Raw genomic sequence first — 22,995 nt, forward strand, 5'->3', positions numbered from 1 at the left:
CATATATTACTGGCTGTGTTTCGGCACGCTGTTGAGTTCTCAAAGAACACGCGCTCATCATCACGAGGCCGCCACACGGCGACTCGATCCGAGGCTGTGTCGTACATAAGCTTGTGTTTTGAAACTTCGACGCCCTTGGCCTCTGAGCTCAGACGAGCTACCGGCTGGGTCTTCATCGTTTCGCAGTCACCCACTCTACCACAGTCCGTGGAAGCTTGGTTCGTGACCCTCGTCGCGCTCCGTTCCGGTTTTCCCGGCCCGTTCCGCGCTGACATGGAGAAAGTTACACGCACGCCAACACGGGGTCAAATCGGGGGCATCCCTGCGCCCTGCGATTAAGAAACCGCAGGTCAGCAGCCCCATACAGGACCTGCTGAACACGCTATCGGAGTCCCGATCCACGCACACTGTGGCCGCCGTCACACCGAGAAAGATCGAAGGCCGCCGGTCCCGAGTGGGACCGACGGCCTTCTGAGAACCGAACCCGCAGGTCAGAGCTCCACCTGCACGCTCGCGTTGTTGCGCTTGCCGCGACGGAGCACCAGCCACTTGCCGTGGAGCAGGTCCGACGGCGACGGCTTCCACTCCTCGTCGGTCACCTTCGCGTTGTTCACGTAGGCACCGCCCTCGTTGACCGTGCGCCGGGCGGCACCCCGGCTGTCGGCCAGCCCGGACGCCACCAGCAGGTCGACGATCGTGGGCTCGTCGGCCAGGCGGACCTCGCCCTTCGGCGCCTCGGCCAGGGCGGCCTGCAGCACGGACTCGTCGAGATCGCGCAGGTCGGCCCGGCCGAACAGCGCGGACGAGGCGAGGACGACCTGCTGCGTCGCGCGCTCGCCGTGCACCAGGTCGGTGAACTCCTGCGCGAGCCGCTTCTGCGCGGCACGCTGGTGCGGCGCCTCGGCGGTCTGCTTCTCCAGCTCGTCCAGCTCCTCCCGCGAGAGGAACGTGAACAGGCGCAGGTAGTTCATCACCGTGGCGTCGTCGACGTTCACGAAGTACTGGTACCAGGCGTACGGCGAGGTCATCTCCGGGTCGAGCCACAGCTTCCCGCCGCCGGTCGACTTCCCGAACTTCTCACCCTGGGCGTCGGTCACCAGCGGGCAGGTCAGCGCGTGCACGTGCCTGCCCTCGACCCGGCGGACCAGGTCGACGCCGCTGACGATGTTGCCCCACTGGTCCGAACCGCCGACCTGCAGCGAGGTGCCGTACCGGCGGTTGAGCTCCAGGTAGTCGTTCGACTGCAGCAGCACGTAGCTGAACTCGGTGTACGACATGCCGTCGGTCTCGAGGCGCCGCTTCACGGTCTCGCGGGACAGCATCACGTTCATCGAGAAGTGCTTGCCGATGTCGCGCATGAACTCCAACGCGCTGACCTGGGCCGTCCAGTTCAGGTTGTTCTCGACGACCGCGCCCGTGGGCGAGTCGTCGAACTCGACGAACCGCTCCAGCTGACCGCGGATCCGGTCGGCCCACTCGGCGATGGTGTCGAGCGGGTTCAGCGTGCGCTCACCGGTGTCGCGCGGGTCGCCGATCATGCCCGTGGCGCCACCTGCCAGCACGATCGGCCGGTGGCCGGCCATCTGGAAGCGCTTGAGCATCAGCAGCGGGACCAGGTTGCCGGCGTGCAGCGACGGCGCTGTCGGGTCGAAACCGCAATAGAGGGTGAGCGGGCCGGCGTCCAGGTCCTTCCGGAGTGCGTCGAGGTCGGTGGACGTCGCGATCAGGCCGCGCCACGCAAGTTCGTCAAGGATGTGCTCGCTCACCTGCCCATTGTCGCCTACCAGGTCGAACGGGTTTCCACCCGGTACACACACGGGTAACCGTGAGTCATGACGGAGCCACGTGACGAGTTGCGGCGGCCTACCGAGCGCATGCCGCGCGTGAACGAGCCGGTGGTGGAGGAGGTCGTCGAACGGGACGACACCTACCGCAGGGCACGGACGGTGCACATCATCTGTGCGGTCATCGATGTCGTGTGCTGGGCGTTCGCCATCGTGCTGTTCGTGCACATCTTCCTGGTGGTGGCCGACGCGAACGCCGCCAACGGGTTCTTCCAGTTCGTCGCGGGCTGGGCGAGCGGGATCACCCTCGGCCTGGACGGCCTCTTCACGCCGGACAGCCCCAAGGTCGCCGTGCTGTTCAACGAGGGTCTCGCCGCGGTGCTGTGGCTGGCCATCGGCGCCTTGCTGACCAACCTGATCGCGCGCCTCGCGCTGCCGGTCGAGCATCGGCGAGCCTGGTACCGCCGGACCGTTCGGCCCTAAGAGAATGGCGGGGTGACCGACTACAGCTGGGACGTCGCCCCGTCGTTCGCCGAGGAAGATCGCGCGCTGGTCGAACCGATCGTCCGGCGCATGGAGGAACTCGGCGTCAAGGTCTACTACGACGCGGACCAGATCGTCGCGCGGTGGGGGCTGAACCTGGTCGAGCACATCGCCGAGACGCTGACGCACAAGGTCCGGTACGTGCTGATGTTCGCATCTCGGCACTACGTCGAGCAGTCGTGGGCGCGGCACGAACGCCGGACCGCCCAGGCGAGGGCGTTGGAGCAGCAGAACGAGTACGTGCTGCCGATCAAGCTCGACGACACCGAGGTGCCAGGACTGTTGTCCACCACCGGTTTCCTCGACCTGCGCGTCCACCCGCCCGAGGTGGTCGCGCAGGCCGTGGTGGAGAAGCTGGCGCAGCACCGCGCGGAGTTCACCGCCTCGACTCCGATCACGCCCGAGTCGGTGGCGGCGCTGGCGCGGGAGAAGCCGCGCGGCTGGGAGTACCTGCTGTACGTGGGCGTGCTGCTGCAGGGTCTCAAGGAGCTGGAGAGCAAGTACTGGGAGCACTTCCTGCGGTACGCGCCGCGCAACGGAACCATCGAGCACGGGACCGGGATGGAGCTCATCCGCGACCGGAACGTGCTGCTGAGCGAGATCATCGCGGTCGCGGTCGAGGCGTTGTTCACCCCGGCGACGCAGGAGGCCGCGTTCGGGCAACCAGGACTGCCAGGTGACCCGGACCGGATCGTGCACCTCGGCCGGCTGTACGTGCGGACGTTCGACGAGATCCTCGACTGGGGACGCGGCATCCACGGGACCAGCTACGCCCTCGAACCCGCCCGCGCCGCGGCCCGGCTCCAGGCGCAGTTCGCGGACCAGCAGCTCCGCGCCATGCACTTGGTGGCGCAGAACCTGCGGCAGGTGGCGGACACGCTGGTCGAGCGGCTGACCGCCGGGGAGACGATCAACGTCACGGTGCCGCTGGTGTTCGAGGTCGATCCCGAGCTGGAGAAGAGGTTCGTGGAAGCGGTCAACCGCCTGTGAGCCCGAAGTGGTTCGGGGCAGAATGACGGCGTGCCGGACTACGAGTTCGACGTCGCCCCGTCCTTCGCCGGTGAGGACCGCGCCAAGGTGCTGCCCATCGTGCGGCGTCTCGAACAACTAGGCGTGCGGGTGTTCTACGACGAGGACCACGCCGCGAAGCTGTGGGGCGCCAACCTGGTCGACCAGCTACCGCAGATCTACGGCAAACAGGTCCGGTACGTGCTCATGTTCACGTCCGAGCACTACGTCGCCAAGAAGTGGACCAAGGTCGAACGTCAAGCCGCGCAAGCACGAGCGCTGGAACAGGCAGACGAGTACATCCTGCCGGTCAGGCTCGACGACACCGAGGTGCCAGGACTGCTGCCGAGCGTGGTGTACCTGGACCTCAGGCGGCACGACGTGGAGACCATCGCCCAGGCGGTCGCGCAGAAGCTCGCACAGCACCGCTCGGCTTTCACCGTCGAAACACCGGTCACGCCGCGCATGGTCGCCGCGCTGGTCGAGGAGGAACCCCTCGGCTGGGAGCATCTGTTGTACGCGGCCGTGGTCTGGCAGGGAACCCGCGAGCTGGAGAGCAAGTACTGGGAGCACTTCCTCAGGTACGCGCCGCGCAACGGCACCATCGAGCACCGGGCCGGCATCGGCTTGATCCGCGACCGCAACGTGCTGCTCGCCGAGATCATCAAGGCTGCGGTGGAGACCTACACGGCCGACGCCCAGGAAGCCGCGTTCGGCTCGCCCGGCATCCCGCAGGACCCGGAGAAGGTCATCCACCTCGGACGGCTGTACGTGCGGATCTTCGACGAGATCCTCGAGTGGGCTCGCGACATCCACGCGACCAGCTACGCCGACGAGAACGCGCGCACCGCGTCCCGCATCCAGGCCCGGTTCGCGGATCAGCAGCTGCGCGCGATGCACCGGGTCGTGCACGACCTGCGCCAGGTGGCCGGCACCATGGTCGAACGGGTGACAGCCGGCGAGAAGATCAACACGGGTGCCGAGCAGATCCCCGTGAAGCACCTGGAGGTCGACATGACCGTGCCGCAGGTGTTCGAGGTGGATCCGGAGCTGGAGGCCGAGTTCCTGGCGGCTATGAAGCGGCTGTCCCCGTGACGACCTCGCCGCCCAGTCCGGCACCTCGCTCGCGCGCCCAGTCGAGCGCGCTCGCCAGCGAGGACTCACCGGCGAGCGTGGCCGTGGCGGGAGTCTGTGCGCAGCGCTGCCACTGCCCGGTGTTGAGCACGAGGTAGTCGACCTGCGGCAACGACTCCACGTCAACGTCCACTCCGGACACGTCGAGCATGCGCAGGTTCGGCAGCGAGGGCAGCTCGACGCGGGCGCCGCCGCTGAGCTCGAGCGCGGTCAGGGTTTCGCACGCCGGTAGCTCGATCTCGTCGCCGGCCACCACGATGCGTTCCAACGGCAGGTGCGCGAGGCCGCCGAGGCGCACGGTGCCGCCGCGCACGACGTTGAGCATGCGCAACGAAGTCAGGTGGGCGAGCAGGCCGAAGTCCAGGTCACCGGCATCCCAAAGGCTGAGCTTCTGGAGGGTCGGCGGCAGCGAGGCCACATCGCGGCCGGCGACGGAGAAGTGGTCCTCCAGGCCCTTGGAGCCCACGTCCTCATCCGGCATCACCAGGTTCGTCACGGAGTCGGCCAGGTACCTCATCGGCGACTCACCGGCCAGCTGGATCACCTGTCCGACCCGCCCGTTCGGACCGGGTGCGAGGTCGATGCACAGGTGGTCGCCCCATTCGTTGCACGCGAACGGCACCCACAGCGGATGGAGCTGCACAGCGCGTACGGCACCAGGAGGCCCGACGTACAGCACGGGCCCTTCCCAGTCCCACGGGTCTTCGTCCGCCATGCGCCCGTCGAAACTCCACGTCAGGAGGATCTCGTCGGGCGAGTACACCTGGGCGTCGTCGATCTTCGCGCCGCTCGCGTAGAACTCGTGCACCTCGGCAGGCAGTGGCGCACCGATCGCGGCCTCCACGTCGGCCAACGACGACGCCAGGTGCGGACGAGGCGGACGTGGCTTCAGCACGATGGTGTAGGTCGGCGGAATGTGGGAGTTGTCCTTGACGGTGATCTCGGTGACGAGCGCGTGGAACGTACCGTCCGCGTTGATCCTCATCTCGAAGACGGTCGGCCGGATCGCGCCGATCGGGGTCAGCGTCTCCCGCGACGGGGCGTGGGGAACGTCCTGTTCGGACGGTCCGGACGTGAGCCGGACGCTGGCCGCGCTTCCCGTGCAGGACGCCCGCAACGTCAAGTAGTCGAACCCGGGCTCCACGACGGCGAGCAGCTCCTGTGCGACAGCCGCGAGCTCAGCCTGCACGTCGCTTTCCTCCGCGTTTGTAGGTCGAGACGGCCGGGGAGTCGATCCAGAACCGCCACGGCACGTCCATCGCCACCGCGACACCGACCCGAGGTCCGGAACGGACGTCAATCGCCGGATCGCCCGCATACAGGCGCACCGGGGAATCGGGAGAGGTCAGGTCGACGCCGTTCTGCGAGCGGTCCAGGCCGAGAACCTTGCACAGCCGCGCGGGGCCCTTGGCCAGTTCGGCTGCGGAGCGCGAGGCCGGGCGGCGGGAGAACGCGACGTCCTCGCCATCGACGACTTCGCCGGCACGCAGCAGAACGGCGCCGGGCACGCCGTCGGTCAGCGTGACCACGTTGGCGCAGAAGTGCATGCCGTAGACGAAGTAGACGTACAGGAAACCGGCCGGGCCGAACATGACCTCGTTGCGCGGCGTCTTGCCGCGGTAGCAGTGGGAGGCCGGGTCGTCGCCGCCCCGGTACGCCTCCACCTCGACGATGCGCACGCGCACGTCGCCGGCTTCCAGAAAAGAGCCCAGGAGGAGCTGGGACGCATCGACCGGGTCGATGGCCAGCTCCTCCCTGGTCAGCTGCCTAGAACTCACGTGCCGCCGAAGCCTTGGCCACCAATGCGTCGAGCTGTTCGCGGACGCGTTCAGGGGCCGTGCCGCCGTGGGCGTTGCGGGAGGCGATCGAGCCCTCGACGGTCAGCACCGAGCGGACCTCGGGGGTCAGCGCGGGCGAGATCGCAAGAAACTCGTCGTCGGTCAGGTCTTCGAGGCCCACGCCGCGGGACTCGGCCGCGCGGACGCAGGCACCGGCTGCTTCGTGGGCGACGCGGAACGGAACTCCTTCGCGCACAAGCCATTCCGCGATGTCGGTCGCGAGGGTGAAGCCTGCCGGGGCCAGCGACGCCATGCGATCGACGTCAAAGCGCAAAGTCGCGACCATGCCCGCGAACGCCGGCAGCAGGAGCTCCAGCTGCTCGACCGAGTCGAACAGCGGCTCCTTGTCCTCCTGCAGGTCGCGGTTGTAGGCCAGCGGCTGGGCCTTCAACGTCGCGAGCAGACCCGCCAGGTTGCCGATCAGGCGACCCGACTTGCCGCGCGCGAGCTCCGCGACGTCCGGGTTCTTCTTCTGCGGCATGATCGAGCTGCCGGTCGACCAGGCGTCGTCCAGGACGGCGAACCGGAACTCGGCGGTCGTCCAGATGATGACCTCTTCGGCGACGCGCGAGAGGTTCACGCTGATCATGGCCAGCACGAACGCGATCTCGGCAGCGAAGTCGCGGGAGGCGGTGCCGTCGATGGAGTTCTCGACCGGGGCGTAGAAGCCCAGGTCGGCGGCCACCTTCGCCGGGTCCAGACCGAGAGACGAACCAGCCAGCGCGCCCGAGCCGTACGGCGAGAACGCGGCGCGCTTGTCCCAGTCGTGCAGGCGGTCGACGTCACGCAGCAGAGCGTGCGCGTGGGCGAGCAGGTGGTGCGACAACAGCACGGGCTGCGCGGACTGCAGGTGCGTGCGGCCCGGCATCACGGCGCCGAAATGCGTCTCGGACTGCTGGGTCAACGCGTCCACGACGTCCAGCACACCGGCGGCGACCCGGCGGGCGGCGTCGCGCAGCCACATGCGGAACAGGGTGGCGACCTGGTCGTTGCGGGAACGGCCCGCGCGGAGCTTGCCGCCGAGTTCCACCCCGGCGCGGTCGATCAGGCCGCGCTCCAGCGCCGTGTGGACGTCCTCGTCCTCGAGGACCGGGGTGAACGCGCCGGACTCGACGTCGGCGAGCAGCTCGTCCAGCGCCTTCTGCATGCCGGCGAGCTCTTCGTCGGTCAAGAGCCCAGCCGCGTGCAGCACACGGGCGTGCGCGCGCGAGCCGGCGATGTCGTACGGCGCCAGCCGCCAGTCGAAATGCGTCGACAGCGACAGGCGGGCCATCGCCTCGGCCGGTCCCGACTCGAACCGGCCACCCCACAAAGAACTCATTGCACGCAACTCTCAGCTAGCGAAGTCGTAAAGAGATTCTTCCGAACGCGCGACGAGCCCGACCACGCGCCCCTCGTACAAAGCGACGTCGACCTCGCCGGAACCCGACGGCAAGGCCATCCGCGCCACCCGGACCGCGACCGTGCCCAGGCTGGACCTGACCACGCCGGCGCGGAAGTTGAGCTCGCGGACGGCCTCGGCGACCGAGACCGTCTCGCCGTCCACCGCCACGGGCACGCCGGCGTCGAACGTCAGGACGGCGTGCACGGGATCATTCATCGCCGTTGCCCGAGGACAGCGCGGCGATCCGCTCGGCCAGCTCGGCGCCGGTCATCGGTTCGCGGGCCACGACCAGGATCGTGTCGTCGCCGGCGATCGTGCCGACGACCTCGTGCAGCGCCGCGCGGTCCAGGGCCGAGGCCAGGAACTGCGCGGCACCGGGAGGAGTCCGCAGCACGGCCAGGTTCGCGGACGAGTCGGTGGAGACCAACAGCTCGCCCAGCACACGCGCGAGCCGCGTGGTGCCGCCCTGCACACCGCGCACCGGGCTGCCGTCCTCGGGGATCACGTAGATCGGCGCACCGCCGTCGGGACCGCGCAGCTTCACCGCGCCGAGCTCGTCCAGGTCGCGCGACAACGTGGCCTGAGTGACCTCGATGCCCTCCGCGGCCAGGAGTTTCGCGAGCTCGGACTGGCTGCGGATGACGAGCTGGCTGACCATCTCGACGATCCGGCCCTGGCGTGCGGTGCGAGTCATGACGACTGCTCCAGCAACCACACGAGCAGCGCTTTCTGGGCGTGCAGGCGGTTCTCGGCCTCCTGCCACACCAGCGACTGCGGGCCGTCGAGCACGTCGTCGGTGATCTCCCAGCCGCGGTGCGCGGGCAGACAGTGCAGCACGGTCGAGTCCGGCTTTCCCGTCGCCGCGAGCAGATCGGCGTTCACCTGGTACGGGCGGAACGGGCCGACGCGGTCCTTGCCGTCGTTCTCCTGACCCATCGACGTCCACGTGTCGGTGACCAGCACGTCCGAACCGTCGACGGAGGCAAGGGGATCGCTGATCAACGCCACCGAACCACCGGTCTCGGCGGCGCGCTTCTTGGCGTCCTCCAGGAACTGCGGGTTCGGCACGAAGCCCGCCGGAGCGCCGATGCGGACGTGCATGCCCGCCGTGGCACCACCGAGCAGCAGCGAGTGCGACATGTTGTTGGCGCCGTCGCCCAGGTACGTCAACGTCAACCCGGCCAACTTGCCGTAACGACGACGGATCGTCTGCAGGTCGGCGAGCACCTGGCACGGGTGGAACTCGTCGGTCAGCGCGTTGACCACGGGAACTCGCGAGACGCTGGCCATCGCTTCGATGCGCGCCTGGGCGAACGTCCGCCACACCACGGCGTCGACGTATCCCGACAGGATCCGGGACGTGTCCTCGATCGTCTCCTCGCGGCCCAGCTGCATCGAGCGGCCGTCGATGATCACCGGGTTGCCGCCGAGCTGCGCGATGCCGACCTCGAACGAGAGCCGGGTGCGGGTCGAGTTCTTCTCGAAGATCACGGCGACGGCCTTGGGGCCCGCCAACGGCTTCGCGGTGAACCGGTCCGACTTGTAGGCATCCGCGAGGTCGAGCACGGCGGACTGCTGCCCCGGCGTCAGGTCGTCGTCGCGGAGGAAGTGCTTCGGGCTCATGCCTGCTCCTCAAAGAACGTCGGGAGCGCGGCCACGAACGACAGCGCGTCGGACTCGTCCAGCACCAGCGGCGGCGCCAGGCGGATGACGTCGGGCTGGATGGGGTTGATCAGGTAACCGGCCTGCTGCGCGACCGCAGCGGCCTTCGCCGAGACCGCCTCGCGCAGCGTGATGCCGAGCAGCAGCCCGGCTCCCCTCACTCCCGAGATCATCGGGTGGTGCAACGCCTCCACACCGGCCGCGATCTCCTTGCCCACGGACGAGGCGTGCTCCAGCAGGCCTTCCGCGGCGATCGTGTCGAGCACCGCGAGGGCGGCCGCGCAGCACACGGGGTTGCCGCCGAACGTCGTTCCGTGGTGGCCGGGCTGGAACAGGTCGGCTGCCGCGCCGAACCCGATCGTGGCACCCAGGGGCAGTCCGCCGCCGATGCCCTTGGCCAGCGTCATCACGTCCGGCACGATCCCGGCCTGCTGGAACGCGAACCACGTGCCCAGGCGGCCGATTCCGGTCTGCACCTCGTCCAGGATCAGCAACGCGCCGTGCTCGGCCGTGATCCGGCGGGCCTCCTGCAGGTAGCCCTCCGGCGGCATGACAACGCCCTGCTCGCCCTGGATCGGCTCGACGATGAACGCCGCCGTGTCGTCGTCGATCGCGGCCTCGAGAGCAGCGACGTCACCGAACGGGATGTGCGAAACGCCTGGCACCAAAGGCTCGAACGGCGCGCGCTTGGCGGGCTGGCCGGTCAGCGTCAGCGCGCCCATCGTGCGGCCGTGGAAGCCTCCGGTGCACGCGACGATCTTGGTGCGGCCGGTGCGGCGCGACATCTTCAGCGCCGCCTCGTTGGCCTCGGCGCCGGAGTTGCAGAAGAAGACCTTGCCTTGCACACCCGACAGGTCCAGGAGCCGTTCCGCCAACGCCAGCGCGGGCTCGTTCACGTACAGGTTCGAGGTGTGGCCCAGCTTGGAGATCTGGGTGGTCACCGCCTCGACGATCTTCGGGTGCGCGTGGCCGAGTGCGTTGACCGCGATGCCGGTCAGCAGGTCGAGGTAGCGCTTGCCGTCGGTGTCCCAGACGTACGCGCCCTCGCCGCGCTCCAGCGCCAGCTGAGGTGTGCCGTAGTTGTCCATCATGGACTGTTGCCACCGCGAGGTCATTTGTCCCCCAAGACCATCGTTCCGACACCTTCAGTGGTGAACACTTCGAGCAGCACGGAATGCGCCAGCCTGCCGTCGATCACGTGCGCCTGCGGGACCCCGCCGCGCACCGCCCGCAGGCAGGCCTCCATCTTCGGCACCATGCCGCTTTCCAGGTCCGGCAGCATCTTCTCCAGATCCGACGCGCGCACCTGGTTCAACAGCGACGACTTGTCCGGCCAGTTCGCGTACAGGCCCTCGACATCCGTCAGCACGACGAGCTTCTCCGCGCCGAGAGCAACCGCGAGAGCGCCTGCCGCCGTGTCCGCGTTCACGTTGTGCGGCACGCCGTGGATGTCAGGCGCCACCGACGAGACGACCGGGATCCGGCCCGCGCGAACGATGTCGAGCACCGCGTCCGGGTTGACCTCGGTGATGTCGCCGACGAGACCGATGTCGACCTCTTCGCCGTCAACGATCGCGCCACGACGCGTGGCCGTGAACAGGTGCGCGTCCTCACCGGAAATGCCGACGGCGTAAGGACCGTGCTGGTTGATCAGGCCGACGAGCTCACGTCCGACCTGACCGACGAGCACCATCCGGACGACGTCCATGGCCTCGGGGGTCGTGACGCGCAGGCCGCCGCGGAACTCGCTGTGGATGCCGAGCTTGTCCAGCATCGACTTGATCTGCGGGCCGCCGCCGTGCACGACGACCGGGCGCAGGCCGCACAGCCGCAGGAACACCATGTCCTCGGCGAACGCCTTCTTCAGCTCGTCGTCGACCATGGCGTTGCCGCCGTACTTGACGACGACGATCGCGCCGCGGAAACGCTGCAACCACGGCAGGGCCTCGACGAGGACCGCCGCCTTCTCTTGTGCGTTCATGAGGAGTAAGCGCTGTTCTCTTCGACGTAGTCGTGGGACAGGTCCGTGGTGAGCACCGTGGCTTCGGCGTCACCGACGTTGAGGTCGATGACGATCTCGATGTCGCGGCCGCTCAGGTCGGCCTCGGATCGGTCGCGGTCGCGAGTTCCGTTGCGGTACAACGACACGCCGTTGATGATGATCTGCAGCACGTCCGGGTCGATCTCGGCGTCCGCGCGGCCCAGCGCCATCGCGATGCGGCCCCAGTTCGGGTCGCTGCCGAACAACGCGGTCTTCACCAGGTTGTCCTCGGCGACGGTCCGTCCGATGTGGACGGCCTCGGCCTCGGTGGCGGCCTGTTTGACGGTGATGCTGATTTCCTTCGTCACGCCCTCGGCGTCACCCTGCAGCTGCTTGACCAGGTCTGCCGCGACCTCGGTCAGCAACGCGGTGAAGTCCTCGAACGTCGGCTCGACACCCGAAGCGCCGGAAGCCAGCACCAGCACCGTGTCGTTCGTGGACGTGCCGCCGTCGACGTCGAGCCGGTCGAACGTGCGAGAAGTCGCGAGACGCAACGCCTTGTCCAGCTGGTCACCGGAGATCTTGGCGTCGGTCGTGATCACCGACAGCATCGTGGCCATGTTCGGGGCGAGCATGCCCGCGCCCTTCACGAACCCGCCGGCCGACCAGCCATCGGTGTGCGCTTTCCACGACTGCTTGGGGCGGCTGTCCGTGGTCATCACGCCGGTGGCGGCGTTGAGACCGGCCTCGACCGACGAGTCCAGCTCCTTCGCGACGTTCTCCACGCCGGTCAGGATCTTGTCCATCGGCAGGCGCTCGCCGATCAGACCGGTGGAGCACACCGCGACGTCGACCGCGCCGGTGCCGAGCACCTCGGCGACCTTCTCGGCGGTGGCGTGCGTGTCCTGGAAGCCCTCGGGACCGGTGCACGCGTTGGCGCCACCGGAGTTGAGCACGACCGCGGTGAGGCGTCGGGACTGGATGACCTGCTGCGACCACAACACCGGCGCGGCCTTCACCTTGTTCGTGGTGAACACACCCGCGGCGGAGTCCTGCGGCCCGTCGTTGACGACGAGCGTGAGATCGAGAGCGCCGGACTCTTTGATCCCGGCGGCGATCCCGGCGGCCCGGAAGCCCTGGGGTCCGGTGACGCCCTTGTTGCGGTTCACGGAGCGACTCCAACGGTCGAGAGGCCGGACGTTTCCGGCAGGCCGAGAGCGAGGTTCATGCACTGGACGGCGGCACCCGCGGTGCCCTTCGCCAGGTTGTCGACGGCGGCCACCACCACGAGCCGGTTCAGGTCCTCGTCGACGGTGACTTGCATCTGGACGGCGTTCGAACCGAGCACGGCGTTCGTCGTCGGCCAGAAACCTTCAGGGAGAAAGTGCACGAACGGCTCGTTCGCGTACGCCTTCTCGTAGGCGTCGCGAACGTTTACAGCGTCATTCAATGCGGCTGTTTTGAGCTGAGCCGTGCAGGTGGCGAGGATGCCGCGCGACATCGGCGCGAGCACCGGCGTGAAGCTGACCTTGATCGGACGGCCCGCCGCGGCACTCAGGTTCTGGGTGATCTCGGGCGTGTGCCTGTGTGCCCCACCGACGCCGTACGCGCTGGCCGAGCCCATGACCTCGGAACCCAGCAGGTTCGGCTTGAGCGACTTGCCTGCGCCGGACGTGCCCGACACGGCGACGATGACGACCTCGTCCTCGATGAGGTCCACGGCCGGTGCGAGCGCCAAAGAAGAGACAGTCGGATAGCAACCGGGGACGGCGACACGGCGCGCGCCCACGAGCTTCTCCCGCTGGTTGGGAAGTTCGGGCAAGCCGTATGGCCAGGAACCCGCGTGCTCGCCGCCGTACCAGCGTGTCCAGTCATCCGCGCTGGTCAGCCGGTGGTCGGCACCGCAGTCGATCACGATGGCGGAGTCGCCGAGTTGCTCGGCGAGCTCGGCTGAGTGACCGTGAGGAAGTGCGAGGAACACCACGTCGTGCCCCTTGAGGGTCTCGACTGTGGTGTCTTGGAGCCGTCGGTCCGCGAGCGGCAGGAGGTGCGGCTGGTGCTTGAGCAACAGGTCACCGGCGCTGCTGTTCGCCGTCAGGGCGCCGATCTCGATGTCCGGATGAGCCAGTAGCAGGCGGAGCAGCTCGCCACCCGCGTACCCGCTGGCGCCCGCGACCGCGATCCTCACTGTCATACGCATGATTATGCACGGTCATGCAAACTCACTCAACTGGAATGCGCACGCGGGGAGCTTTCGTACTCTCCTGGCGCACGCGGGGGCCCCGCGTACCGCGAAGTGGCCACATGGCTATGCAGGCCGGGCCGGGTGGCGCTGGGTGGCGGGGCGGGGGCGGGCCAAGATGATCGGCGTGAACGTGAAGGTGCGCGACGGGCTGTGGGCGGTCGGTGCCCTCCTGTTGGCGCTGGTGACGCTCGTGGCGCCGCTCGGCAGGCCGGTGCACTGGTGGCTGATCGTGGCGTCGGCGGTGTGGGCGGCCGCGCTGGTGCCGATCAGCGCGCGGTGGCCGCGGTGGGCGATCGTGCTCACGGCGCCGTTGAACGCGGTCAACAACCTGCTCGCGATCGCGCCCACGTCGCTGGTGATCTTCCGGGCCGCGCGGTCCGTGCGCACGCAGGTGCAGGTGTGGTTGCTGATCGGCGTCACCGCGTTGCTGCAGGCGGGGTTCAGCGGCCTGCACGCGTGGCACGCCGGGGACAACATCACGGAGTACGTGCTCGGCACCGGCTTCAGCGTGGTGTTCCTGTTGATCTTCCCCGCGGTGGCCGGTGCGCTGGTCGGGCGGCGCAAGCCGTTGACGCGGGTGCTGATGGAGCGCAACGACTACTTGGAGCACGCGCGTGTGTTGACCGCGAGCACGGCGCGTTCGGACACGCGCGCGCACATCGCGAGCGAGATGCACGACATGCTCAGTCACCGGCTGCGCCAGCTCACCGCGCACGCGTCCGCACTCGAGCGCTCTGCCGCCGTTGAGGCTCCTGAGCTGCGCGAACAGGTCGAGTTGATCCGCAAGACGTCCGCGGTGGCGATGGACGAGCTGCGGGAGATCCTCGGTGTGCTCGGCAACATCGAGGCCGATGAGGACGCCGGCACGCGCGCGGATGTCGAACGGCTCGTGGCTGCCTCTGTCAGCGCGGGCGTCTCGGTTTCGTTGGACTGGTCCGGTTCCGATCTGACCGATGCCGACGCACGGTTGCGACGGGCGGTCCATCGGGTCGTGCGTGAGGCACTCACGAACGTGCACAAGCACGCGCCGTCAGCACTCACGCGCGTGGCCGTGGACGTTGGTGAACGAGTGCGCGTCGAGGTGGTCAACGGTCCGAGCAGCGCACCTCGCGGCGCAGGCACCCGGCGTGGGCTCATCGGTCTGGAGGAACGCGTCGGGTTGATCGGCGGGTCGTTCACCGCCGGGCCGTTCACGGGCGGATTCCGGCTCACTGCCGACCTCCCGCTGCATCCAGTGGTGTACGCGGGGAGCTTTCGTGCTCCAGAAGAGGACGAAGGGGCCCCGCGTGCGGCCGGCAGCAGGGTGGTGGAGGCGCCGCCGCCGGTCACGGCCGAGATTTTGACGGTGCCGCGGGTGGTCGGCGGTGGGTGCCTGGCGCTGTTGTCGGTCGTGCCGGCGCTCGGCACGGTGTTCGTGCTGCTGATCGTCGCGATCTTCAGCAAGCCCGAGATGAGCCGGCAGGAGTTCGACGCGTTCCAGGTGTCGGTCGCGCACGAGGAAGAGGTCACCGAGACGTTCGGGTTCGGGGTGCCGTCGGACAACACCGGCTGCCTTCGCTACCACGCGCGCGACTCGTCCGATCTCGACTTCGAGCTGTGCTTCGACAAGCAGAGCCGGCTGACCTCGAAGAAGGAGCTGGCCCGATGAGGTTCGTCTGGCCGGTCCTGGCCTTCCTGGTCGGCCTGGTGCCGTTGATCGCCCCGCTGGCACCGGTGCCGCACCCGGCGCTGACCGTCGCGTCGGCCGTGTGGATCGCCGCGCTCGTGTGGCTGGCGCCGCGCAAGCCGGAGTGGACGCTGCTGCTCACTGCTCCCCTCTTCGCCGTCAACAACCTCTGGGCGATGGCCACCACCGCGTTCGTCGTGTTCGCCGCGTCCCGGCGCATCCCCCGGCTGGGCCGGTTGTGGGCGCTGCTCGGGGTGGCGTCGGTGCTGCAGACCGCGTTCAGCCTCTTCCTGGTCCACGACGGCACGCCGGCCTGGGAGAGCCTGCTCGGCGGAGTCGTCGGCTCGGTGTTCTTCGTGGTCTTCCCGGCGGTGTCCGGCATGCTGCTGGGCCGTCGCAGGCCGATGGTCCGCCTCCTCCAGGAACGCAACGAGTACCTGGAGCGCGCACGGGCGTTGACCGCCGCGTCGGCTCGTTCGGAGGAGCGCTCGCACATCGCGGGCGAGATGCACGACATGCTCGGGCACCGGCTCAGCCTGATCTCCATCCACGCGGGCGCTCTGGAGCTGGCGACCGCGCGGAAGTCTCCTCAGCTGCACGAACAGGCCGAGCTGATCCGCACCACGTCGTCGCTCGCGATGGCGGAGCTGCGGGAGATCCTCGGTGTTCTCCGCACCAACCCGGAACCGGAGTCGCTCGACGAGGACACCGGCACCCGCTCGGACATCGCCGCGCTCGTGCGAGGCAGGGCCACGCTCGACTGGTCGGGCGACGACCTGCACGGCGCCGACCCCCGCACGCGCCGCGCGGTGCACCGGGTCGTGCGCGAGGCGTTGACCAACGTGGACAAACACGCCCCCGGCGCGCGCACGCGGGTGCAGGTCGCGGTCCAGGGCGGCCGGGCGAAGATCCAGGTGCTGAACGCGCCGTCCTCCGCCGCGCCGGGCAAGGGCGCGCGGCGAGGGTTGATCGGTCTGGAGGAACGCGTCGGCCTGCTCGGCGGGTCGTTCAGCGCGGGGCCGCCGGTCGAGGGCGGGTTCCGGGTGGCGGCGGACGTGCCGTTGCACCCGGCGGCTCAGGCCGTGGCCGAGACCAGAGAGGTGCCGCCGCCGCTCAAGGCCGAGATCCTGACCGTGCCGCGCGTGGTGGGCGGTGGGTGCCTCGGGCTGCTGGCGCTGGTGCCGATCACCGGGGCGCTGCTCGTGTTGCTGCTGTTCGCGCTGCTCAACCCGACTCAGATGAACGCGCCGTACTTCGACTCGTTGAAGGTGGGCGTCACGTCCGAGGAAGAGGTCATGGACCAGTTCGGCGTCGGCCAGCTCGGGGTGGACGGGTGCTCGCGGTACCAGACGTCGCACAACGCCGAGCTCTACTACAAGCTCTGCTACCGGGACGGCAAGCTGCACACGAAGGAGCAGGAGGGGCCGTAGGGTGGCCCGCGTGATCCGAGTCCTCATCGCCGACGACGAGACGTTGATGCGTGCTGGGATCCGGCTGATCCTGGAGAACGACCCGGACATCACCGTCGTGGCCGAGGCGAGCGACGGCAGGCAGGCCGTCGAACTCAGCCTCAAGCACTCAGTCGACGTGGCGTTGCTGGACATCCGCATGCCCGGCGGCGACGGGCTCAAAGCGGCCGAGCAGATCGCGTCGAGCACCAATGTCGTCATGCTCACGACGTTCGGCGAGGACTCCTACGTGGCGCAGGCGATGAAAGTCGGCGCCACCGGGTTCCTGCTCAAGGACACGCCACCGCAGGAGCTGATCAACGCCGTCCGCAAGGCGGCGAACGGCGAGCCCATCCTCGCCCCGCAGATCACCAGGCGGCTGATCGAACGCCACCTGGCCGCACCGGACAGCGGATCCGAGGCGCGCCGGAAGATCGACACCCTCACCGACACCGAGCGCAACGTGCTCAAGCTGGTCGGCGAGGGGCTGTCGAACACCGAGATCGGCGAGCAGCTCTACATGGCGACCGGCACGGTGAAGGCGCACATCAGCCGGATCCTGCCCAAGCTGGAGTGCGCCAACCGCGTGCAGGCCGCCATCGTGGCCCACGACGCCGGGCTCACCCGATCCTGATCACTGGGTCGTGAAGCGGTCCAGCGCGCGGATCTTGTTGGTGGCGTCCAAAGCCGCGACCTTGTAGGCCTCGGACAGCGTCGGGTAGTTGAACACCGTGTCGACCAGGTAGTCGACCGTGCCACCACAACCCATCACGGCCTGGCCGATGTGCACCAGGTCGGTCGCACCCGTGCCGAACACGTGCACACCGAGGATCTTCCGGTCCACAGTGGACACCAGCAGCTTCAGCATGCCGTACGCGTCACCGACGATCTGGCCACGGGCGAGTTCGCGGTAGCGTGAAATCCCGACCTCGTAAGGAATCGCGGACGAGGTGAGCTCGGTCTCCGTAGCGCCGCAGTACGAGATCTCCGGGATCGTGTAGATGCCGATGGGCTGCAACGCGGTCAGGTCGTGCACCGGCTCGCCGAACGCGTGGTACGCGGCCAGCCGGCCCTGGTCCATCGACGTCGCGGCCAGGGCGGGAAACCCGATCACGTCTCCGACGGCGTAGATGTGCTCGACCGGCGTGCGGTAGTGCTCGTCGACCGACAGCCGGCCGCGGTTGTCCGACTCCAGGCCTGCGGCTGCCAGGTCCAGCTTCTCCGTGGTGCCCTGGCGACCGGCCGAGTACATGACGGCGGCGGCCGGGATGCGCTTGCCGGAAGCGAGCTGGGTGACCGTGCCGCCTTCCGACACCTGGACGTTCACGACCTTCTCACCGAAGCGGAACGTGACGGCCTGGTCGCGCAGGTGGAACTTCAGCGACTCGACGATCTCCGGGTCGCAGAAGTCCAGCATCTTCTCGCGCTGCTCGACGACGGTGACCCGGCAGCCGAGAGCGGCGAACATCGACGCGTACTCGATGCCGATCACGCCCGCCCCGACGACGACCAGCGACGACGGGATCTCCGTCAGCGCGAAGACCTCGTCGGAGTCGAGGATCCGCTCCTCGTCGAAGTCCACCACGGAGGGACGCGCGGGCGTCGTGCCCGTCGCGATCACGACGAACTCGCCGGAGATCGTCGTGCGGTCGCCGCGGTGACTTCCTTCCACCGCAACGGTGTGCGGGTCGACGAAGCGCCCGAAGCCGTTCAACAGGTCAATACCGTTGCGGTGCAGCTGCGCGCGCACGACCTGGACCTCGCGGCCGATCACGTGCTGCGTGCGCGCCATCAGGTCGGTGATCGTGATGTCCTGCTTGACGCGGTAGCTGGCGCCGTACAGCTCGCGCTGGCTCATGCCCGTCAGGTACATCACGGCTTCACGCAACGTCTTCGAGGGGATCGTCCCCGTGTTCGCGCAGACGCCGCCGACCATCTCCTGCTTGTCGATGATGGCCACGCGCTTGCCCAGTTTCGCACCCGCGATCGCGGCCTTCTGACCACCGGGGCCAGAGCCGATCACGATCAGGTCGTAGTCGTACGACGTCATGGTCGTCAGCCTACTAAGACGGATCCGATTCCACCTCTGAACGAAAAATGAACCCGTTCAACGGAATGGTCGTTCGTTGGGCCATGACCGAACTACGCACCTTCCGTTTGCCCGAGATCGTCACCGGCTCGGACGACGACGTCGAGCTCGGCCGCCAGCTCATCGCAGCGTGGCAGGCCGACGGGATTCTGCAGATCGCAACGGACGCGGTGCAGGACCGAACCACAGAAGAAGCCATGGAGGCCAGCAGAAGGTTCTTCCACGGCTTGTCGCTCGAGGAGAAGTCACGCCTGGTCAGCGACCTGACCTACGCCGGTTACATCGCGTCCGGCGAAGAGGTCACCGACGGCATTGCGGACTATTCGGAGATCTTCACCGTCTGCAAGGACGTCCCGCTCGACGACTCCCGCGTCGTCGACCAGTGGCCGTGTCACGGGCCGGTTCCGTGGCCGGACAACCTCTACCGCGACGCCATGCGCGACTTCATGGCGATGCTCGGCGAGTCCGGCGAGAAGATCCTCAAGCTCACCGCACTGGGCTTCGGGCTCGACATCGACACCTTCACCAGGCTGACCGCGGACGGCTGGCACCACATGCGGGTGCTGAGGTTCCCGACCAGGTCCGAGACCGTGGACCGCGGCATCGGCGCGCACACCGACTACGGCATGCTCGTCCTGGCCGCACAGGACGACGTCGGCGGCCTCTACGTCCGCCCGCCGATCGAGGGCGAGGAACGGCCGCGCAACTGGCTGCCGGACGAGTCGGCGGCCGGCTGCTTCCAGGACGCGGAGGGCTGGAACCTCGTCGAGCCCGTCCAGCACGTCTTCACCGTGTTCCCCGGCGACATCCTGCAGTTCCTGACGGGCGGCCAGTTGCTCTCCACGCCGCACAAGGTGCTGCTGAACAACCGGGAGCGCTTCACCATGGCGTACTTCCACGAGCCCAACTTCGAAGCCGTGGTGCGGCCGTTGGACGACCCGCACGGCGACGACGTCATCCACTACGGAACGCACTTCACCAACATGTTCATGCGCTGCTACCCCGATCGCGTCACCACTCGACGCATCGAGAACGAAGATCGGCTGACCGTGCTCAGCGAACTCCGGTCTGGGGTTCGGCACTCCTGAACGGGACGATCAGGTCGATCAGGCGGGCCGTGGCGCGGTACTCCGCGACACGGTCCGCGAACGGCCGCTGCACGATCTTGTGCACGGAGTCCGCGGACAAGCGCTCATAGGCCGGAACGGTGTCGTTGCTGAGGAAGTCCCAGCGGGCCACCCGGTCCGCGTAGTTGAAGGCGGGCAACGGACCGCCGAACAACGGCCGGTACTGCGCCGGGGTCTTGCCACCCGGCACCGGCATGGGGCCGGCGACCGTGATCGCGTACGTGACGACCTCGCCGGGCGGTAACAGACGCGCTCGCATCCGGTCGAACTGCTCGGCGATCACCAGGTTCTGCTCGCGCGAGGAGAACTCCAGGACGGCCTGCGCCGGATCCGCCCACGCCGCGGTGGTGTCCGGGTCGATGATCCCCGCGTCGCGCATCTCCTCCACGGCCTTGATCCCGCCGTGCAGATAGGCGGCGTGCATCGCGCCGAGGTCCATGAAGATGTGCTTCTGCATGGACATCAGCATCGACGAGAACCAGCGCAGTTCCGGCACAGTGCCGAGATCCAGCATCCCGGCGGCGAACGCGGGCGCGCCGATGTTCGCGAATCCCATCCACCGCAACGTGTCCGGGTGCGTCACGTAGAGCTTCGCGTAGAAGTCGTAGACGGCGAAGATCGTCGCGCGGTTCACGTCGGCGCCGCGCTGCGGGTCCCACTCGGACAGCGCCACGCCGGCGTCCTCCGCGGCGCGGACGATCCAGTACTGCCACAGCAACGCCTTGAACCTCGCAGGCGCGATGCCCTTGGCGCGGTGGCGGTTCAGCGCGGCCTCCAGCACGGCCCGGTCGTAGGGCAGGTCCGGGTGCACCCCGCCCCGCTCCTCGCCGTTTCCGTTGGACAGCGGCAGATCCAGGTAGTCCGCCGCGTCCGCCTTGGTGACGCCCATGCTGGTGAGCACGAGCGCCGCCACAACCATGAGCACACGCATGAACACGAATGGTACGGGGATCAAGCAGGCTTTCCGTTCACAGTGGTGCCCGGGAAAGTGATGTTTTGCGAGTTCGTCAGCTTGTTGCCGCCCTTGGAGATCGCGGTGAACTTCGAATTCGACACGATGACGTTGGTCACTTTGGACGCCGATAGGCCATCGATCTCAACGGCGTACTCCTTTGAGCCCGCCACGATGAGCCGTTCGAACGTCATGTTCCGCACCACCGGGTTCACGACCGGGCCGGAGTTGCCGGAACCGCTGTAGTTCAACGTGATGAAGACCGGCGACTTGGTGAGCTTGTTCGCGGTGATGTCCCGGAAGTGGACGTTCTCGACGACTCCGCCGCGATACTTGCTGGTCTTGATGAAGACCGCGTACCAGAGCTGGTCCGAGGTGTTCGCCTGGTTGACCGCGCAGTTGCGCGCGTAGATGTTGCGCGCGCCGCCGGAAGCCTCGCTGCCGATGCAGATCGCGCCGCGGTTCGAGAACACGAACTTGTTGTTCTCGATGACGATGTTCTGCGACGGCATGTTCACCCGCCGCCCGTCGACGTCACGGCCGGACTTGATCGCGATGCAGTCGTCGCCGGTGTTGAACGTCGAGTCCTTGATGTGCACGTCGGTGCAGCACTCCGGGTCCACGCCGTCGTTGTTGCCGCCGCCGCCCCGGCTGTTGATCGTGACGCCCTCGACGGTGATGTTGCGCGACTTCACCGGGTGCACGCTCCACATCGGCGGGCGTTCGATGGTGATGCCGCTGATCAGGATGTTCTCGCACGACACGAACTGGATCAGGTTCGGCCGCAGCTTGTGGCCGTCGCCGAGTTTGCGCTGGGCGACCGGGGTGCCGTCGGCGCCCCACTTCTGCAGCTGCGACCAGTCGGAACCGCCGCTCCCCCACGGCTTCCAGGTCTGGCCCTGGCCGTCGAGGGTGCCACCGCCGGTGATCGCGATGTTCGTGGCCTTGTTGGCGTAGACGAACGCTTGGTGGTTGAGGCACTCGATGCCCTGCCAGCGGGTCTCGACCACCGGCAGGTACTTCTTCTGGTCGGGGCTGAAGAGGAGCTTGGCACCCTTGTCCACGAAGAGGTTCACGTTGCTGAGCAAGGTGATCCCGCCGGTGAGGAACGTGCCGCCCTTCGCGACGACCCGGCCGCCACCCGCCGCGTTCGCCGCTTCGACCGCCTTCCTGAACGCGGCGGTGTTGTCGGTCTTGCCGTCCGCCTTGCCGCCGTACGCGGTGACGTCGAAGTCCTCGTCCGGGAACGCCGGCGGCTTGATGCGGGCGAGAATGGCGTCCACTTCGTCCCACGGATCGGCTTTCGCTGTGCCGTGGACGAGCATTCCTGCTGCTGCAAGTCCGGACACCTTGAAGAAGGTTCGCCGTGAACCCACCATGTCAGCCTCCACTGCAAACGTTTTCAGCGGCGGCGCGGTCGTCAGCGTATACGGTCGTCGCGTGACTCCCAAGGATTCGTTCATCGCCGCTGTTCGAGCCGGGTTGCAGGAGTTGGCGGATCCGGTGAAGGCGCCGGAGATGCAGGCGTACATGAAGTCCGAGATGCCGTTCGCCGGAGTGGCGAAGCCGGGCCGGGTGACGCTGCTGAAGTCGTTGCCGCGGCTGGGATCCCGCTCAGAGTGGCTCGACGTCGTGCAGACGCTGTGGCGGGAGGCGACCTACCGCGAGGAACGGTACGTGGCGCTGTCGCTGAGCGGGGACAAGCGATTCCAGGACGTCTCGCTGATGCCGTGGTTCGACGAGGTGATCGTGACCGGCGCCTGGTGGGACTTCGTGGACGAGACCGCGTCCCGTTTGATCGGGCCGTTGCTGCGCTCGTCGCCCGAGGTGATCCGGCCGCAGATGCTGAAGTGGTCGACGGACGAGGACAGGTGGCGGCGGCGGACGTCGATCATCTGCCAGCTCGGGTCGAAGGGCGCGACCGACGTCGAGCTGCTGACGGCGTGCATCGACGCGAACGTGGACGACCGCGACTTCTTCCTGCGCAAGGGGATCGGGTGGGCGCTGCGCGAGTTCGCGAAGACAGAGCCGGGCTGGGTGCGGTCGTTCGTGGATGCGCGGCCTTCGCTGTCGCCGTTGTCACGGCGTGAGGCGCTCAAGCACCTCTAGTAGCACTTCGTTAGGTCGCGCTGAC

The 22,995-nt window shown here is 68.0% G+C and carries 22 protein-coding genes; 8 read left to right on the top strand and 14 right to left on the bottom strand.

All coding sequences use genetic code 11. The features are described from left to right. Nucleotides 1-491 precede the first annotated feature (491 nt). Entirely contained in the window at nt 492-1,766 is a 1,275-nt protein-coding gene (gene tyrS / locus UK23_RS40595) for a tyrosine--tRNA ligase (RefSeq protein ID WP_045317126.1), read from the bottom strand. Nucleotides 1,767-1,832: 66 nt separating this feature from the next. Between tyrS and UK23_RS40600 the strand changes: the two genes are divergently transcribed. The 3 genes from UK23_RS40600 to UK23_RS49375 are packed head-to-tail and all read left to right on the top strand — an operon-like array spanning nt 1,833 to nt 4,430. Beyond that, nucleotides 1,833-2,267, top strand: a complete 435-nt coding sequence (locus tag UK23_RS40600) for a hypothetical protein (protein WP_156213747.1) — start codon at nt 1,833-1,835, stop codon at nt 2,265-2,267. Nucleotides 2,268-2,279: 12 nt separating this feature from the next. Then, nucleotides 2,280-3,317, top strand: coding sequence for a toll/interleukin-1 receptor domain-containing protein (locus tag UK23_RS49370; protein WP_052685471.1), 1,038 nt, complete (start codon nt 2,280-2,282; stop codon nt 3,315-3,317). 30 nt (nt 3,318-3,347) lie between these two features. Beyond that, nucleotides 3,348-4,430 carry a toll/interleukin-1 receptor domain-containing protein gene (locus UK23_RS49375; RefSeq protein ID WP_052685472.1) on the top strand — a complete coding sequence of 361 codons (1,083 nt, stop codon included), beginning with the start codon at nt 3,348-3,350 and terminating at the stop codon, nt 4,428-4,430. Here UK23_RS49375 and UK23_RS40615 read toward each other — a convergent pair. The 10 genes from UK23_RS40615 to argC are packed head-to-tail and all read right to left on the bottom strand — an operon-like array spanning nt 4,408 to nt 13,528. Further along, nucleotides 4,408-5,658, bottom strand: a complete 1,251-nt coding sequence (locus UK23_RS40615) for an SMI1/KNR4 family protein (protein ID WP_045317128.1) — start codon at nt 5,656-5,658, stop codon at nt 4,408-4,410. The two genes, UK23_RS49375 and UK23_RS40615, sit on opposite strands and share 23 nt — an antisense overlap. After that, nucleotides 5,648-6,247: a DNA-3-methyladenine glycosylase gene (locus UK23_RS40620; RefSeq protein ID WP_045317129.1), complete on the bottom strand. Its 600-nt coding sequence runs from the start codon at nt 6,245-6,247 to the stop codon at nt 5,648-5,650. Before UK23_RS40620 ends, UK23_RS40615 begins: the two co-directional genes overlap by 11 nt. Then, nucleotides 6,237-7,628: an argininosuccinate lyase gene (gene argH / locus UK23_RS40625; RefSeq protein WP_045317130.1), complete on the bottom strand. Its 1,392-nt coding sequence runs from the start codon at nt 7,626-7,628 to the stop codon at nt 6,237-6,239. Before argH ends, UK23_RS40620 begins: the two co-directional genes overlap by 11 nt. A gap of 12 nt (nt 7,629-7,640) precedes the next feature. Continuing rightward, nucleotides 7,641-7,907 (bottom strand): hypothetical protein, encoded by a 267-nt coding sequence (locus tag UK23_RS55195; protein WP_082115381.1) that lies wholly within the window; start codon nt 7,905-7,907, stop codon nt 7,641-7,643. Beyond that, nucleotides 7,900-8,385 (bottom strand): arginine repressor, encoded by a 486-nt coding sequence (locus UK23_RS40635; RefSeq protein WP_045317131.1) that lies wholly within the window; start codon nt 8,383-8,385, stop codon nt 7,900-7,902. The genes UK23_RS55195 and UK23_RS40635 overlap by 8 nt, the downstream gene beginning before the upstream one ends. After that, entirely contained in the window at nt 8,382-9,314 is a 933-nt protein-coding gene (gene argF / locus UK23_RS40640; protein ID WP_045317132.1) for an ornithine carbamoyltransferase, read from the bottom strand. Before argF ends, UK23_RS40635 begins: the two co-directional genes overlap by 4 nt. After that, nucleotides 9,311-10,468 carry an acetylornithine transaminase gene (locus UK23_RS40645; protein WP_045317133.1) on the bottom strand — a complete coding sequence of 386 codons (1,158 nt, stop codon included), beginning with the start codon at nt 10,466-10,468 and terminating at the stop codon, nt 9,311-9,313. Before UK23_RS40645 ends, argF begins: the two co-directional genes overlap by 4 nt. Then, the gene (gene argB / locus UK23_RS40650) at nt 10,465-11,334 is read right to left on the bottom strand and encodes an acetylglutamate kinase (protein ID WP_045317134.1); all 870 of its coding nucleotides are present in this window, start codon (nt 11,332-11,334) and stop codon (nt 10,465-10,467) included. The genes UK23_RS40645 and argB overlap by 4 nt, the downstream gene beginning before the upstream one ends. After that, nucleotides 11,331-12,503 carry a bifunctional glutamate N-acetyltransferase/amino-acid acetyltransferase ArgJ gene (gene argJ / locus UK23_RS40655; protein ID WP_045317135.1) on the bottom strand — a complete coding sequence of 391 codons (1,173 nt, stop codon included), beginning with the start codon at nt 12,501-12,503 and terminating at the stop codon, nt 11,331-11,333. The genes argB and argJ overlap by 4 nt, the downstream gene beginning before the upstream one ends. Then, nucleotides 12,500-13,528 (bottom strand): N-acetyl-gamma-glutamyl-phosphate reductase, encoded by a 1,029-nt coding sequence (gene argC, locus UK23_RS40660; protein WP_045317136.1) that lies wholly within the window; start codon nt 13,526-13,528, stop codon nt 12,500-12,502. The genes argJ and argC overlap by 4 nt, the downstream gene beginning before the upstream one ends. Before the next feature lie 142 nt (nt 13,529-13,670). On the opposite strand from argC, the gene UK23_RS40665 reads away from it, so the two are divergent. From UK23_RS40665 to UK23_RS40675, 3 genes are read left to right on the top strand one after another with little or no spacing between them, the layout of a single operon-like run. After that, nucleotides 13,671-15,227 carry a sensor histidine kinase gene (locus tag UK23_RS40665; protein ID WP_196778103.1) on the top strand — a complete coding sequence of 519 codons (1,557 nt, stop codon included), beginning with the start codon at nt 13,671-13,673 and terminating at the stop codon, nt 15,225-15,227. After that, entirely contained in the window at nt 15,224-16,675 is a 1,452-nt protein-coding gene (locus UK23_RS40670; protein ID WP_052685474.1) for a sensor histidine kinase, read from the top strand. The genes UK23_RS40665 and UK23_RS40670 overlap by 4 nt, the downstream gene beginning before the upstream one ends. 10 nt (nt 16,676-16,685) lie before the next feature. Continuing rightward, nucleotides 16,686-17,327, top strand: coding sequence for a response regulator (locus UK23_RS40675; RefSeq protein ID WP_045317145.1), 642 nt, complete (start codon nt 16,686-16,688; stop codon nt 17,325-17,327). Here the strand turns inward: UK23_RS40675 and sthA are convergent, their stop codons facing one another. Beyond that, nucleotides 17,328-18,743 carry a Si-specific NAD(P)(+) transhydrogenase gene (sthA, locus tag UK23_RS40680; protein ID WP_045317137.1) on the bottom strand — a complete coding sequence of 472 codons (1,416 nt, stop codon included), beginning with the start codon at nt 18,741-18,743 and terminating at the stop codon, nt 17,328-17,330. It lies immediately after the preceding gene. An 83-nt stretch (nt 18,744-18,826) separates the two neighbouring features. Between sthA and UK23_RS40685 the strand changes: the two genes are divergently transcribed. Then, a complete protein-coding gene (locus UK23_RS40685) occupies nt 18,827-19,870 on the top strand; it encodes a 2-oxoglutarate and iron-dependent oxygenase domain-containing protein (protein WP_045317146.1) in 1,044 nt (347 codons plus the stop codon). Here the strand turns inward: UK23_RS40685 and UK23_RS40690 are convergent. Both UK23_RS40690 and UK23_RS40695 read right to left on the bottom strand, forming a co-directional pair. Next, entirely contained in the window at nt 19,836-20,840 is a 1,005-nt protein-coding gene (locus UK23_RS40690) for a hypothetical protein (RefSeq protein ID WP_156213749.1), read from the bottom strand. The genes UK23_RS40685 and UK23_RS40690 overlap by 35 nt on opposite strands. Before the next feature lie 20 nt (nt 20,841-20,860). Further along, on the bottom strand, nt 20,861-22,210 hold the full coding sequence (locus tag UK23_RS40695; protein ID WP_196778104.1) for a glycoside hydrolase family 28 protein: 1,350 nt from the start codon (nt 22,208-22,210) through the stop codon (nt 20,861-20,863). Nucleotides 22,211-22,301: 91 nt separating this feature from the next. Between UK23_RS40695 and UK23_RS40700 the strand changes: the two genes are divergently transcribed. Then, complete coding sequence (locus UK23_RS40700) at nt 22,302-22,970, top strand: DNA alkylation repair protein (RefSeq protein ID WP_045317139.1); 669 nt, start codon at nt 22,302-22,304, stop codon at nt 22,968-22,970. Nucleotides 22,971-22,995: the final 25 nt, after the last annotated feature.

The organism is Lentzea aerocolonigenes, assembly GCF_000955955.1.
Lineage (GTDB): Bacteria > Actinomycetota > Actinomycetes > Mycobacteriales > Pseudonocardiaceae > Lentzea > Lentzea aerocolonigenes_A.